We start from the raw sequence: 13489 nt of genomic DNA on the forward strand, positions 1-13489 counted from the left end.
GTCATCCGCCCGCCCCGTGCCGTTCACACCCCTCCCGTGAGCCTTCTCTCGCTTGGTGCAAACGGTGGGAAAAGTGCGTTTAACCGACCTACGCCACAGATGCGTCGCCCGCGCGCCGTGTATGTTCCGGGGCCGAGAGCCATGGAAGGGACCAAACCGGTGAACAAGAAGCTCGGGGCCGCACTGTCCGGCGGTGCGGTACTGGTACTTGCGCTGTCGGGGTGCAGCAGCGGCGACGACGGCAACGAGAAGCTCGACGCCTGGGCCAAGCAGGTCTGCGACGCGGTCAAGCCGCAGGCGCAGAAGATCGAGGCCGCCAACTCCGCCATCCAGAAGGAGACCTCGGACAACAGCGCGCCGGCCGACGTCCAGAAGACGGACGCCGCGGCGTTCCAGAACATGTCCGACGCCTACAAGGCAATCGGTACGGCCGTCAGCAGCGCCGGGGCACCGGACGTGGAGAACGGCGACAAGAAGCAGAAGGACGCCGTCACGGAGCTCAACGGCATCGCGACGCAGTACGCGTCGCTGAAGAAGCAGGTCGACGAGCTCGACACGAAGGACCAGGCCAAGTTCGCCGACGGTCTCAAGGACATCGCCACCGCGCTCGACAAGCTGAGCCAGAGCGGCAACGACGCCCTCAAGACCCTCGAAGAGGGCGACGTCGGCAAGGCGATGGCCAAGCAGGAGAGCTGCCAGAACGCGTCGACCGGGGCGACCGCGGCGGCGGGCTGAACCGGGGCCCACGGGCCGGGGCCGGGCGGGGTGCCGGAGCCGGGCGGGTGTGGCGGGGTCGGGCGGGTATGCCGGGGTCGGGCGGGTGTGATGGCGGGTTCTACGGACACAATGGGGGGCGTGAGTGATGCCAGCCTGCCGACCCTGCCCTCCGCCGACCACCCCGACGTCGCCGCCCGGCTGCGGGAGGCCCTCCTGGGGGCCGCCTTCACCGCCGACGGACTGCTCGAACTGCTCGGCGCCCCCGCGTACGCGGCGCTCGCGCGCAGCGAGACCGTGCCCGCACTCCGGGCGACACGCGGCGACACGCCGCTGGAGATGCTCGTAAGGCTCTTCCTGTTGCAGGAGCCCGTGCCGCACGCGCGCGTGGCGGCCGTCCTGCCCGTGGCCGACTGCCTGGAGACCGGCTGGCTGACGCGCGCCGGCGTGGACGAGGTCGCCGCGACCGTGGACGTGCGGCCCTACGGCGGGCCCCACGGCGAGGACTGGTTCATCGTGTCCGACCTCGGGTGCGCGGTCGGCGGCGCCGGCGGGATCGGGCGCCGGGACGAAGGTGTGGTGCTCGGCGTGGGCGGCGCGTCCACGACACTGGCCGGCATCACGGTCCGCACCCCCGTCGCCTCCGCGCTCGACCTGGGCACCGGGTCCGGCATCCAGGCGCTGCACGCCGCGCAGCACGCCACGCGTGTGACGGCGACCGACGTCAACCCGCGCGCGTTGCACACCACCGCCCTCACCCTCGAGCTGTCCGGCGCACCGGTCGCGGACCTTCGCGAGGGCTCGCTCTTCGAGCCCCTCAAGGCGGGGGAGACGTACGACCTCGTGGTGTCCAACCCGCCGTTCGTGATCTCGCCCGGCGCGCGGCTCACGTACCGCGACGGCGGGATGGCCGGGGACGATCTGTGCCGCACGCTCGTTCAGGGAGCGGGGGAGCGGCTGAACGAGGGCGGGTTCGCGCAGTTCCTCGCCAACTGGCAGCACGTGGAGGGGGAGGAGTGGCAGGACCGGCTGCGCTCGTGGGTGCCGCGCGGGTGCGACGCCTGGATCGTGCAGCGCGAGGTGCAGGACATCACGCAGTACGCCGAGCTGTGGCTGCGGGACGCCGGCGACCACCGCGGTGACGTGGCCGACTACCAGGCGCGCTACGACGCGTGGCTGGACGAGTTCGAGGCGCGCAAGGTGCGCTCGGTGGGCTTCGGCTGGATCACCCTGCGCAAGACGGGCGCCGCGGTGCCGTCGGTGACGGTCGAGGAGTGGCCGCACGCCGTCGAGCAGCCGCTGGGGGACACCGTGCGCGCGCACTTCGAGCGCCTCGACTACCTGCGCGCGCTCGACGACGCCGCGCTCCTGGAGGAGCGTTTCCTGCTCTCCGCCGAGGTGGTGCAGGAGCAGGTCGGGCTGCCGGGCGCCGAGGACCCGGAGCACCTCGTGCTGCGGCAGAACCGCGGTATGCGCCGGGCCACCCGGGTCGACACGGTGGGCGCGGGCTTCGCGGGCGTGTGCGACGGGACGCTCACCGCCGGCCGCATCCTCGACGCGATCGCGCAACTGGTCGGCGAGGACCCGGTGTTGCTGCGCGACCGTACGCCCGCGCAGATCCGGCTGCTGGTGGAGCAGGGGTTCCTGGAGCGGGCCAGGTAGGACGCCGGGCTGGCTGCGTGCCTGTGGTGCGCCGGGGGGCGCCGTAGTGCGTCGGGGTGAGCCGTAGTGCGTCGGGGTGAGCCGTAGTGCGTCGGGGTGAGCCATGGTGCACGAGGCGGGTGACGGCTCGTACGGGGGTGCGGATCCGGCCAACATCCCCGGGCGCCCCCTTCGCCGTACCGAAACCGCCCACCGCGCGGGAGTGTCCACAGCGCGAAACCGTCCACAGCGCGAAACCGTCCACCGGGCGAAACCGCCCCCCCCAACGCGGTGCCGCACCGCGCACAACCGCCCCGCCCCGGAGCCGCACCGCGCACACCCGCCCACCGCGCGGGGCCGCATCGCGCATGACCGCCCACCGCGCGGCACCGCGCAACGCACAGGTGCCTCGCCACGACGTTCACCCGGGGTTCTCCCGGACGCAGGGCGGGCGTGGCAGTCTCCCTGGCAGCGGCATGCGCGAACGGCACGGAAGAGGGCGCGAGGGAACATGGAGAGCGGACCGGCGATCTTCGCGGGAGTGGTCTTCGCACTCTTCGGCTGCGGGCTGCTGACGTGGACCGCGGTCCGGGTCCGCCGCCGTGAACCGGTCGCCCTCGGTGTGAGCCCCGTCGCTTCCGCGACCGTCGCCACCATCGCCTCCGTGATCGCCCTGGTTCTCGGCGTGTGGTGCTTCACCCGCCTGTGACCCGCGCCGCGCGGTGGAACCGGGGCGAGGACGGCGGGACGCGGGGCTCCTGAGCCGGAGATCACGGCCGACGCCCGCGGGGAGCGCGGCGGCCGACGCCCGAAAGCCGCCCGGACCTGCGCGGGGTCGAGACCCGGGGCGAGGGCGAACTGTGCCCGATCCGTGCCCGGAAGCCGAAGTGCACCGCGCCCGGCGCGCTGTCCGGAGCCGGGGCGGCGGCCGCCCGATCCGCGGCCCGGGCCGGCGCCCGTCCCCGCCGCCGGGACCGCGAACGCATCGCCTCCGCCGTGATTGCCAGTAACTGAGAGGCGACGCTCCGGATAGAGCCGAACAGGCTGGTGGGCACTCCGGGCGGCAGGAAAGGCGGTAGTCGGGTTACCGTTCGAGTGGCCGTTGCGGGCTTTTCCCGTTTGACACGGGGGCGGGATGTACCGTCACACTCCGCAGCGTCACCATGACCCGACCCCGGCTCGAAGGCCTGGGGAGGCCCAGCGTCGACCGGAGAGAAGAGCGAAGTTGTCCCCGACCAGCGAGACCGCACACGGCGGCCGCCGACTCGTCATCGTCGAGTCGCCTGCCAAGGCGAAGACGATCAAGGGCTACCTCGGCCCCGGATACGTCGTCGAAGCGAGCGTCGGGCACATCCGCGACCTCCCCAACGGCGCCGCGGAGGTGCCGGAGAAGTACACCGGTGAGGTCCGCCGCCTCGGTGTGGACGTCGACCATGACTTCGAGCCGATCTATGTGGTCAACGCCGACAAGCGGGCCCAGGTCAAAAAGCTCAAGGACCTGCTGAAGGACTCCGACGAGCTCTTCCTCGCCACCGATGAGGACCGCGAGGGCGAGGCCATCGCGTGGCACCTCCTCGAAGTGCTGAAGCCCAAGGTCCCGGTCAAGCGCATGGTGTTCCACGAGATCACCAAGGACGCCATCCGCGCGGCCGTCGCCAACCCGCGCGACCTCAACCAGCGCATGGTCGACGCCCAGGAGACCCGCCGCATCCTCGACCGTCTCTACGGCTACGAGGTCTCGCCGGTCCTGTGGAAGAAGGTCATGCCCCGGCTTTCGGCCGGCCGTGTCCAGTCGGTCGCCACCCGGCTCGTCGTGGAGCGGGAACGCGAGCGCATCGCGTTTCGTTCTGCCGAGTACTGGGACCTGACGGGCACCTTCTCGACCGGCCGCGCGGGAGATCCGTCGGACCCGTCGTCGCTGGTCGCCCGCCTCCAGACCGTCGACGGCAGGCGGGTCGCGCAGGGCCGCGACTTCGACTCCCTGGGACAACTCAAGAGCGCGAACACCCTCCACCTCGACGAGGCCAACGCCCGCGCCCTCGCCGCCGCCCTGGAGAACACCCGGTTCGCCGTCCGCTCGGTTGAGTCGAAGCCGTACCGCCGCTCGCCGTACGCCCCGTTCCGTACGACGACCCTCCAGCAGGAGGCCAGCCGCAAGCTCGGCTTCGGCGCGAAGGCGACCATGCAGGTTGCCCAGAAGCTGTACGAGAACGGCTACATCACCTACATGCGTACGGACTCCACGACGCTGAGCGACACCGCCGTGGCCGCCGCCCGCGCCCAGGTCACGCAGTTGTACGGCGCCGACTACCTGCCGGCCCAGCCGCGGACGTACGCCGGGAAGGTCAAGAACGCGCAGGAGGCGCACGAGGCGATCCGCCCCTCGGGTGATCGTTTCCGCACTCCCGCCGAGACCGGGCTGACCGGCGACCAGTTCAGGCTCTACGAGCTGATCTGGAAGCGGACCGTCGCCTCCCAGATGAAGGACGCGGTCGGCAACAGCGTCACCGTGAAGATCGCCGGCACCGCGGCCGACGGCCGGGACGTCGAGTTCAACGCCTCCGGCAAGACGATCACCTTCCACGGCTTCCTCAAGGCCTACGTCGAGGGCGCCGACGACCCCAACGCCGAGCTCGACGACCGCGAGCGCCGGCTGCCGCAGGTCGGGGAGGGCGACGCGCTCTCCGCCGAGGAGCTCACGGTCGACGGCCACGCCACCAAGCCGCCGGCCCGCTACACCGAGGCCTCGCTGGTCAAGGAGCTGGAAGAGCGCGAGATCGGCCGCCCGTCGACGTACGCGTCGATCATCGGCACGATCCTCGACCGCGGATATGTCTTCAAGAAGGGCACGGCACTCGTCCCGTCCTTCCTGTCCTTCGCCGTGGTCAACCTCCTGGAGAAGCACTTCGGCAGGCTCGTCGACTACGACTTCACCGCGCGGATGGAGGACGACCTCGACCGCATCGCGCGCGGTGAGGCCCAGGCCGTGCCGTGGCTGAAGCGGTTCTACTTCGGTGAGGGCACCGCCGGCGGCGCGGCCGAAGCCGGCAACGGCGACGGGGACCACCTCGGTGGCCTCAAGGAGCTGGTGACCGACCTGGGCGCGATCGACGCGCGCGAGGTGTCGTCGTTCCCCGTGGGCAACGACATCGTGCTCCGCGTCGGGCGCTACGGCCCCTACGTCGAGCGCGGTGAGAAGGACAGCGAGATCCACCAGCGGGCGGACGTGCCCGAGGACCTCGCCCCGGACGAGCTGTCGGTCGAGTTCGCCGAGGAGCTGCTCGCCAAGCCGAGCGGCGACTTCGAACTGGGCGCCGACCCGGAGTCCGGGCACCAGATCATCGCCAAGGACGGCCGCTACGGCCCCTACGTCACCGAGGTGCTGCCCGAGGGCACGCCGAAGACCGGCAAGAACGCGGTCAAGCCGCGTACGGCGTCGCTGTTCAAGTCGATGTCGCTGGACACGGTGACGCTGGAGGACGCGCTCAAGCTGATGTCGCTGCCGCGTGTCGTCGGCACCGACGCGGACGGTGTGGAGATCACCGCGCAGAACGGCCGCTACGGGCCGTATCTGAAGAAGGGCACCGACTCGCGGTCGCTGACGGCCGAGGAGCAGCTCTTCACGATCACGCTGGAAGAGGCGCAGGCGATCTACGCCCAGCCCAAGCAGCGTGGCCGCGCGGCCGCCAAGCCGCCGCTGAAGGAGCTCGGCGAGGACCCGGTCAGCGCGAAGCCGGTCGTCGTCAAGGACGGCCGCTTCGGGCCGTACGTCACCGACGGCGAGACCAACGCGACACTGCGCTCCGGCGACAGTGTCGAGGAGATCACGCCGGAGCGCGGCTTCGAGCTGCTCGCCGAGAAGCGGGCGAAGTCGCCCGCCAAGAAGACGGCGAAGAAGGCCCCCGCCAAGAAGGCTCCCGCGAAGAAGACGGCGGCCAAGAAGACCACCACGGCCAAGAAGACGACGGCCGCGAAGAAGACCGCCGCCAAGAAGACGAGCACCGCGAAGAAGACGACGGCGTCCACGGCGTCGAAGGCTGCTGCGGAGGACTGAGGGCAGCCACCGAGGGCAGCCGCTGAGGTCCGTCGCCGCTGTGTGAGGTCCGTGTCCGTGATGCACGGGAGCCGTGACCGGGCCTCACACGACGTTCGCGAACCGAACGCCCCGATATCGCTTCGGTGTCGGGGCGCGCGTGCGTTCGGGTGGGCGACTCGGAGTGTCGGTGCGTGCCGATAGGCTGAACGCATGACGCGAGCCGAGCAGCCAACGGCCCACCAACCAGCTCCCGACGACGCCCTCGTCGCGGACTCCCGCGAGCGCGCCGTGCGCGCGCTGCTGCGCCAACCGCAGCTGAAGCGGTTGTGGAGCGCGCAGCTCGTCGGCGGTGTCGCCGACACGCTCGCACTGCTGGTGCTGGTCGTCCTCGCCTTCCAGGCGGCCATCGCCGAGGGCGCGTTCGGCGGCGGATATCGCGGTGTGGCCTTCGCAGTGGCGACCGTGTTCGCGACACGGATCCTCGCCGTGCTGCTCTTCGGTGCCGTGCTCCTCGGCCCGCTCTCCTCGCTCACCTCGCAGGACGGTCCGCTGGACCGGCGCTGGACGATGGTCGGCGCGGACGGTGTGCGGGCCGCGCTGCTGATCATCGCGCCGCTGTGGATCGACTGGACGCCGGACGACGCCCTGGCCGTCCTCCTGGTCACCGCCTTCGTCACCGGTGTCGCCGAGCGGTTCTGGACGGTCAGCCGCGAGAGCGCCGCGCCCGCACTTCTGCCGGCCCCGCCCCTGGAGGGGGCTACGGTACGGCCGCTGCCGGACCACGTGGACGCGCTGCGCCGCCTGTTCCTGCGGACCAGCTTCGCGGCGATCCCGCTGGCCGGCGCCGCGCTCGTCGTCGCCGGACTGGTGAACAACCTGCTGGGCGCGGGCATCGACTGGTTCGACCAGCACCAGGGCGCGCTCGCCTCGTATGTCGCGGCCGGACTCTTCGCCGCCTCGCTGTCCGTGCTGACGTTCCTGGAGGTGCCGGGCACGCGCACCCCGCGCGCGCGGTCGCCGCTCGAAGGACTGCGCCGCCCGAGGACCGGCACCAGCGCCGACAAGGGCCGTACGGGCGCGATCGCGCTGCTCGTGGTCGCGTGCGCCGCCGTCGCGGGCGCGATCGCCGCGTCGGTCGCCGTGGCCGTGCTGCACGCCAAGGACCTGGGCGGCGGCCCGGTGACCTACGGCCTCCTGGTGCTCGCCCTCACCGGCGGCGTCGTGATCGGTGTCCGTACGGCGCCCAAGCTGCTGGTGTCCCTGTCGCGCCGGCGGATGCTGGCGCTCGCGACCGCCTTCACCGGCATCGCGCTGCTGGCCGCCGGACTGGTCCCGGACGTCACCACCGTGCTGCTGATCGTCGCCCTCGCGGGCGCGGGCGCGGGTGTGGCCGCCAACACCGGGCACGCGCTCCTTGACCAGGAGACCGAGGAGTTCCGCCGGGCCCGTACCACCGAGCATCTGCACGCGGTGGTCCGGGTGTTCGTGGCGCTCGGCGCGGTGATCGGGCCGGTCGTGGCCGCGCTGATCGGCCCGCACCGGCTGGAGAACGGCAAGTTCGTGTTCGCGCACGGCGGCGCGGCCTTCACGCTGATGCTCGTCGGCGCGCTGCTGCTGCCGGTGGCGGCACTGGTGCTGGCCAAGCTCGACGACCGCTCGGGCGTGCCGCTGCGCAACGACCTGCGGGACGCGGTGCTCGGCGGAGACGACCCCGTCGAGGTGCCGGCGACCGCCGGGTTCTTCATCGCGCTGGAGGGTGGCGACGGCGCCGGGAAGTCGACCCAGGCCGACGCGCTCGCCGAGTGGATCCGGGCCAAGGGCCACGAGGTCGTGCTCACCCGCGAGCCCGGGGCCACCCCGGTCGGCAAGCGGCTGCGCTCGATCCTGCTGGACGTGTCGAGCGCCGGTCTGTCGCACCGCGCGGAGGCACTGCTGTACGCCGCCGACCGCGCGGAGCACGTCGACACGGTCGTCCGGCCCGCGCTGGAGCGGGGCGCCGTGGTCATCTCGGACCGGTACATCGACTCCTCGGTCGCCTACCAGGGCGCCGGGCGCGACCTGTCGCCGACCGAGGTCGCGCGGATCTCGCGCTGGGCGACCGCCGGGCTCGTACCGCATCTGACGGTGCTGCTCGACGTGTCGCCGGAGGCCGCGCGGGAGCGGTTCACGGAGGCGCCGGACCGGCTGGAGTCGGAGCCGGCCGAGTTCCACACGCGCGTGCGGTCGGGTTTCCTGACGCTGGCCGCCGCCGATCCCGGCCGTTACCTGGTCGTGGACGCCGGACAGGAGGCCGAGTCGGTCACCACGGTGATCCGGGCCCGGCTCGACCAGCTGCTGCCGCTCTCCGAGGCCGAGATCCGGGCCCAGGAGGAAGCGCGCAGGAAGGCGGAGGAAGAGGCCCGCCGCAAGGCCGAGGAAGAGGCCGCCCGCAAGGCCGAGGAGGAACGCCTGGAGCGCGAGCGCCAGGCACAGCTGGAGCGGCTGCGTCTCGAAGAGGAGGAGCGCAAGCGGCGCGAGCTGGAGGAGGCGCAGCGGCGCGAGGCCGAACGGCAGGCGGAGGAGGCCCGCCAGCGTGCCGAGGAGGCCGCCCGCCGTGCCGAGGAGGAGCGCGTCCGGCTGCTCGCCGAGGAGCGCGCCCGCGCCGAGGAGGAGGCCCGCCGCAAGGCGGAGGAGGACCGGCGCCGCAAGCAGGCCGAGGAAGAGGCCCGGCTCCGCGCGGAGGCCGAGGCCCGGCGCCTGGAGAAGCAGCAGAAGGCCGAGGAGGCGCTGCTCCGCGCCGAGCAGGCCCGCCGCGCGGCGGAAGAGGCCGCGGCGGCAGCGGCGGCGGGCCCACGCCGGCCGGCGACACCGCCGGTTTCGGGGGCGGAGGCGGCGACTGTGGCTACGCCGGTGGTTTCGCCTGGGGGGTCGGGGGCGCCGGGGTCGTCGGGGGGTTCGGAATCTTCGGGTGCGTCGGACTCGCGGAGGGGCGCGGATTCCTCGGGGGGTTCGGGTTCCTCGGGTGCTTCCACCGCTTCCACCGCTTCCAGTACTTCCGGTGGTTCCCGTGCTTCGGGCTCGTCCGGTGGGGCCGGGGGGGCGGAGGCCTCGGGTACGGCTGAGGGTGCGGCCGGGAAGCCCGGGGTGTCCGGGGTGTCCGGGGCGGCTGACGGGTCCGGGGCGACTGATGGGCCCAGGGTGCCTGGGCGGGGTGCGGACAATGACGTGACCGCGGAGCTGCCGCAGCCGCCTGCGCCGGCCGGGGCCGGGGACGAGACGACGGTGTTGCGTCCCGTGGTGCCGGGGGCGGCGGACGAGACGGCTGTGCTGCCTGCTGTGGTGCCGGGTGCGGCCGATGAGACGGCTGTGTTGCCGCCGGTCGTGCCGGGGGCGGCGGACGAGACCGCCGTACTCCCGCCGGTGCGGGAGGACAACCGCGCGGGCGGGGAGACCCCTGCCGGGTCCGCGGATCAGGGTGACCCGGCGGATCGGGTGCCGCCGGGGTTCTTCCGGGAGGAGTCGCGGCCGGAGGACGGTATGGACCGTACGCGGGAGATGCCGCAGGTCGGGGCGGAGGAGCCGCGGCGACGCAGGCCGCGTTCCGACTGGGCCGAGGAGACTCCGCTGGACGATCTGCCGACGCTGGCGGACGAGTTGCTCGGTCCGCGGGATGACGACGACGAGTTCGGTGACGACCGGGGCCGTGGGCATGGGCCCGGGTCGGGGTCCGGGCGGGGTCGTCGGGGCTGACACGGCGGATGGTGGGGCTGGGCCGGTTTGTGCCCCCCCGCATGTCTGACTCGGCTCGGCGGAGCCGGTCGTGGCGGTCGTTGTCAGTGCCCACCCGCACAATGGAACCCGGACGGCGAGAACCGGACGGGGAGAACCGGACGGCGAGACCTGGCCGACGTGGCCGGTGGGACGAGATGGCGGGGGTGTGACCCATGACCGTGTGGGACGACCTGGTGGGGCAGGAGCGGGTGAGCGCGCAGCTCGACGCGGCCGCGCGGGACGCCGACGCCCTGGTCACCGCGGTGACCGCGGGCACACCGCTGCCGGAGGCGTCGAAGATGACGCACGCGTGGTTGTTCACGGGCCCCCCGGGCGCGGGGCGGGTGCAGACGGCGAGGGCCTTCGCCGCGGCCTTGCAGTGTGTGAGCCCGGACCGGGCGCTGGGCGGTTCGCCCGGCTGCGGTTTCTGCGACGGCTGTCACACGGCGCTGGTCGGGACGCACGCCGATGTCACGACGGTCGCCGCCGTGGGTGCGCAGATCCTGGCCGACGACATGCGTGACACGGTCCGGAAGTCGTTCACGTCACCGGCGACCGGCCGTTGGCAGGTCATCCTCGTCGCGGACGCCGAGCGGCTGAACGAGAAGTCGGCCAACGCGGTCCTCAAGGCGGTGGAGGAACCGGCCCCGCGTACGGTCTGGCTGCTGTGCGCGGCATCGCTGGAGGACGTGCTGCCCACGATCCGCTCCCGCTGCCGCCACCTGAACCTGAGTACGCCGTCGGTGGACGCCGTCGCCGACATGCTGGTCCGGCGCGAGGGTATCGAGCCGGCGGTCGCCGCCGCGGCGGCACGTGCGACGCAGGGGCACGTCGACCGGGCCCGTCGCCTCGCCACGGACCCGGCCGCGCGCGAGCGCCGCGCCACCGTTCTCAAGCTGCCCCTGCGGGTCGAGGACATCGGCGGCTGCCTCAAGGCCGCGCAGGAGCTGGTCGACGCGGCGAGCGAGGACGCCAAGCAGCTCGCGGAGGAGACGGACGGCAAGGAGACCGACGAGCTGAAGGCGGCGCTGGGCGCGTCCGAGGGCGGACGGATGCCGCGCGGTACGGCGGGTGTGGTCAAGGAGTTGGAGGACCGGCAGAAGCGGCGCAGGACCCGGACCCAGCGGGACAGCCTGGATGTCGCGTTGACGGATCTGACCAGCCTCTACCGGGACGTGCTCGCCCTCCAGCTGGGCTCGCGCGTGGCCATCGCCAACGCGGACGCGGAGGACACGCTGGAGCGCCTAGTCCGGGCCGGCACACCCGAGGCCACGCTGCGCCGGATCGAGGCGATCGGTGCCTGCCGCGACGCGCTCGACCGCAATGTGGCGCCCTTGCTCGCGGTGGAGGCGATGACGATGGCGCTGAGAGCGGGCTGACGCCGGGCTGATACCGGCCTGACCTCGGGCGGGCTGACCCCGGGCTTGCATCGGGCCGAGGAGGAGACGGGCCGCCGGTCTCCACCTGGGCAGTCGCCCCCTCCCTCTGGCTTCCGGCGTTGACGACGTACCTCATCCGTGGCGGTACCGTGCGCGCAGAGCATCCAAGCGATCGCGCAGAGTTACGCTCGCAGGATGCACACAAGGCGCTCTCACCGCGGTTCCCGAACTGCCGCCACCCTCCTCGCCTCCCTCGCGCTGCTCGTCTCGGCGTGTTCCTCGGGGAGTGCGACGGGTTCGTCCTCGTCGGCGGCGGACGCGGCGCTGGCCGCGTTGCCGCAGGCCACGCCCAAGGCCCTGGCGCCGTACTACGGGCAGAAGCTGTCGTGGCGTTCCTGCGGTGTCCCCGGTTTCCAGTGCGCCACGCTGCGCGCACCGCTGGACTACGCGGCCCCCGACGGGAGCGAGGTCCGCCTCGCCGTCGCCCGCAAGAAGGCGACGGGACCGGGCGCGAAGCTGGGCTCGCTGCTGGTGAACCCGGGCGGGCCGGGCGGCTCGGCGGTGGACTACCTCCAGTCGTACGCCGGTGTCGGCTACCCGGCGGAGATCCGGGCCCGCTACGACATGGTCGCGGTCGACCCGCGCGGAGTGGCCCGCAGTGAGCCCGTCGAGTGTCTGAGCGGACGGGAGATGGACCGCTACACGCAGACGGACGTGACGCCGGACGACAAGAAGGAGAGGGACGCGCTGGTCGCGTCGTACAAGAAGTACGCGGAGGGCTGCGGTGCCCAGTCGCCGAGGCTGCTGCGGCATGTCTCGACGGTCGAGGCGGCGCGGGACATGGACATCCTGAGGGCGGTGCTGGGCGACAAGAAGCTGAACTACGTGGGGGCGTCGTACGGGACGTTCCTCGGGGCGACGTACGCCGGGCTGTTCCCGGAGCGGTCGGGCCGGCTGGTGCTGGACGGCGCGATGGACCCGTCGCTGCCCGCGCGGCGGCTGAACCTGGACCAGACGGCGGGGTTCGAGACGGCGTTCCGGGCGTTCGCGAAGGACTGCGTCCGGCAGTCGGACTGCTCGCTCGGCGGCAAGGGCACCAAGCCCGAGCAGGTGGGCCGTAACCTCAAGGGTTTCTTCGCCAGGCTCGACGCCCGGCCCGTCCCGGCCGGCGACGCGGACGGCCGGCGTCTGACCGAGTCGCTGGCGACGACGGGCGTGATCGCGGCCATGTACGACGAGAGCGCGTGGCCGCAGCTGCGCGAATCCCTCACGTCGGCGATGCGGGAGAACGACGGGGCCGGGCTGCTGGTCCTGTCCGACAGCTACTACGAGCGTGAGGCGGACGGCCGCTACACGAACCTGATGTTCGCCAACACGGCCGTGAACTGTCTGGACCTCCCGGCGGCGTTCGACACCCCGGAGCAGGTGAGCGAAGCGCTCCCGGCCTTCGAGAAGGCGTCCCCGGTCTTCGGCGAGGGCTTCGCGTGGTCCGCCCTGAACTGCGCGTACTGGCCGGTCGCGGCGACCGGCGAGCCCCACCGCATCGAGGCCGACGGCGCGGCGCCGATCGTGGTCGTCGGCACCACCCGTGACCCGGCGACCCCGTACCGCTGGGCCCAGTCCCTGTCCGGCCAGCTCTCGTCCGCCCGCCTGCTGACGTACGACGGCGACGGCCACACGGCGTACGGTCGTGGCAGCGCCTGCATCGACCGTACGATCGACGCCTACCTGCTCCGCGGCACCCCGCCCACGGACAAAAAGCGCTGCTCATAGCAGTCGGCGACAGCCCCGTCGGCCCCGGGCCCTGCACGCCCGGGGCTGGTTCGGAGCACACCTCGAAACTGTGTAGACTTACCGGCGTTGCTGATCGCACCATGGTGTGGACAGCGCGCCGCCTTAGCTCAGATGGCCAGAGCAACGCACTCGTAATGCGTAGGTCTCGGGTTCGAATCCCGAAGGCGGCTCTGTG

The 13489-nt window shown here is 72.5% G+C and carries 7 protein-coding genes and 1 tRNA gene; all 8 read left to right on the top strand.

The features are described from left to right. The first annotated feature begins 141 nt into the window (after positions 1-141). The 8 genes from ACIQAC_RS11030 to ACIQAC_RS11065 all read left to right on the top strand — a co-directional run bounded on the left by ACIQAC_RS11030 (position 142) and on the right by ACIQAC_RS11065 (position 13484). Positions 142-735 carry a small secreted protein gene (locus tag ACIQAC_RS11030; protein WP_402189093.1) on the top strand — a complete coding sequence of 198 codons (594 nt, stop codon included), beginning with the start codon at positions 142-144 and terminating at the stop codon, positions 733-735. 111 nt (positions 736-846) lie between these two features. Beyond that, entirely contained in the window at positions 847-2376 is a 1530-nt protein-coding gene (locus ACIQAC_RS11035) for a methyltransferase (protein WP_402189094.1), read from the top strand. A gap of 490 nt (positions 2377-2866) precedes the next feature. After that, the gene (locus ACIQAC_RS11040) at positions 2867-3064 is read left to right on the top strand and encodes a hypothetical protein (protein WP_402189096.1); all 198 of its coding nucleotides are present in this window, start codon (positions 2867-2869) and stop codon (positions 3062-3064) included. A 516-nt stretch (positions 3065-3580) separates the two neighbouring features. Then, positions 3581-6409, top strand: coding sequence for a type I DNA topoisomerase (gene topA / locus ACIQAC_RS11045; protein WP_402189098.1), 2829 nt, complete (start codon positions 3581-3583; stop codon positions 6407-6409). A 192-nt stretch (positions 6410-6601) separates the two neighbouring features. Next, positions 6602-10120, top strand: coding sequence for a dTMP kinase (gene tmk / locus ACIQAC_RS11050; protein ID WP_402189100.1), 3519 nt, complete (start codon positions 6602-6604; stop codon positions 10118-10120). Between the two features lie 194 nt (positions 10121-10314). Next, complete coding sequence (locus tag ACIQAC_RS11055; RefSeq protein WP_402189102.1) at positions 10315-11520, top strand: DNA polymerase III subunit delta'; 1206 nt, start codon at positions 10315-10317, stop codon at positions 11518-11520. Between the two features lie 195 nt (positions 11521-11715). Next, positions 11716-13293, top strand: a complete 1578-nt coding sequence (locus ACIQAC_RS11060; protein ID WP_402189104.1) for an alpha/beta hydrolase — start codon at positions 11716-11718, stop codon at positions 13291-13293. A 117-nt stretch (positions 13294-13410) separates the two neighbouring features. Continuing rightward, positions 13411-13484: transfer RNA gene (locus ACIQAC_RS11065), tRNA-Thr, on the top strand. Positions 13485-13489: the final 5 nt, after the last annotated feature.

It is taken from the genome of Streptomyces sp. NPDC088387 (assembly GCF_044753385.1).
Classification (GTDB): domain Bacteria; phylum Actinomycetota; class Actinomycetes; order Streptomycetales; family Streptomycetaceae; genus Streptomyces.

Bases quoted from the DNA above. Each gene is read 5' to 3' on its own strand.
- ACIQAC_RS11060 (WP_402189104.1), top strand. From the start codon at position 11,716: ATGCACACAAGGCGCTCTCACCGCGGTTCCCGAACTGCCGCCACCCTC.
- ACIQAC_RS11040 (WP_402189096.1), top strand. From the start codon at position 2,867: ATGGAGAGCGGACCGGCGATCTTCGCGGGAGTGGTCTTCGCACTCTTC.
- tmk (WP_402189100.1), top strand. From the start codon at position 6,602: ATGACGCGAGCCGAGCAGCCAACGGCCCACCAACCAGCTCCCGACGAC.
- ACIQAC_RS11035 (WP_402189094.1), top strand. From the start codon at position 847: ATGGGGGGCGTGAGTGATGCCAGCCTGCCGACCCTGCCCTCCGCCGAC.
- ACIQAC_RS11055 (WP_402189102.1), top strand. From the start codon at position 10,315: ATGACCGTGTGGGACGACCTGGTGGGGCAGGAGCGGGTGAGCGCGCAG.
- ACIQAC_RS11030 (WP_402189093.1), top strand. From the start codon at position 142: ATGGAAGGGACCAAACCGGTGAACAAGAAGCTCGGGGCCGCACTGTCC.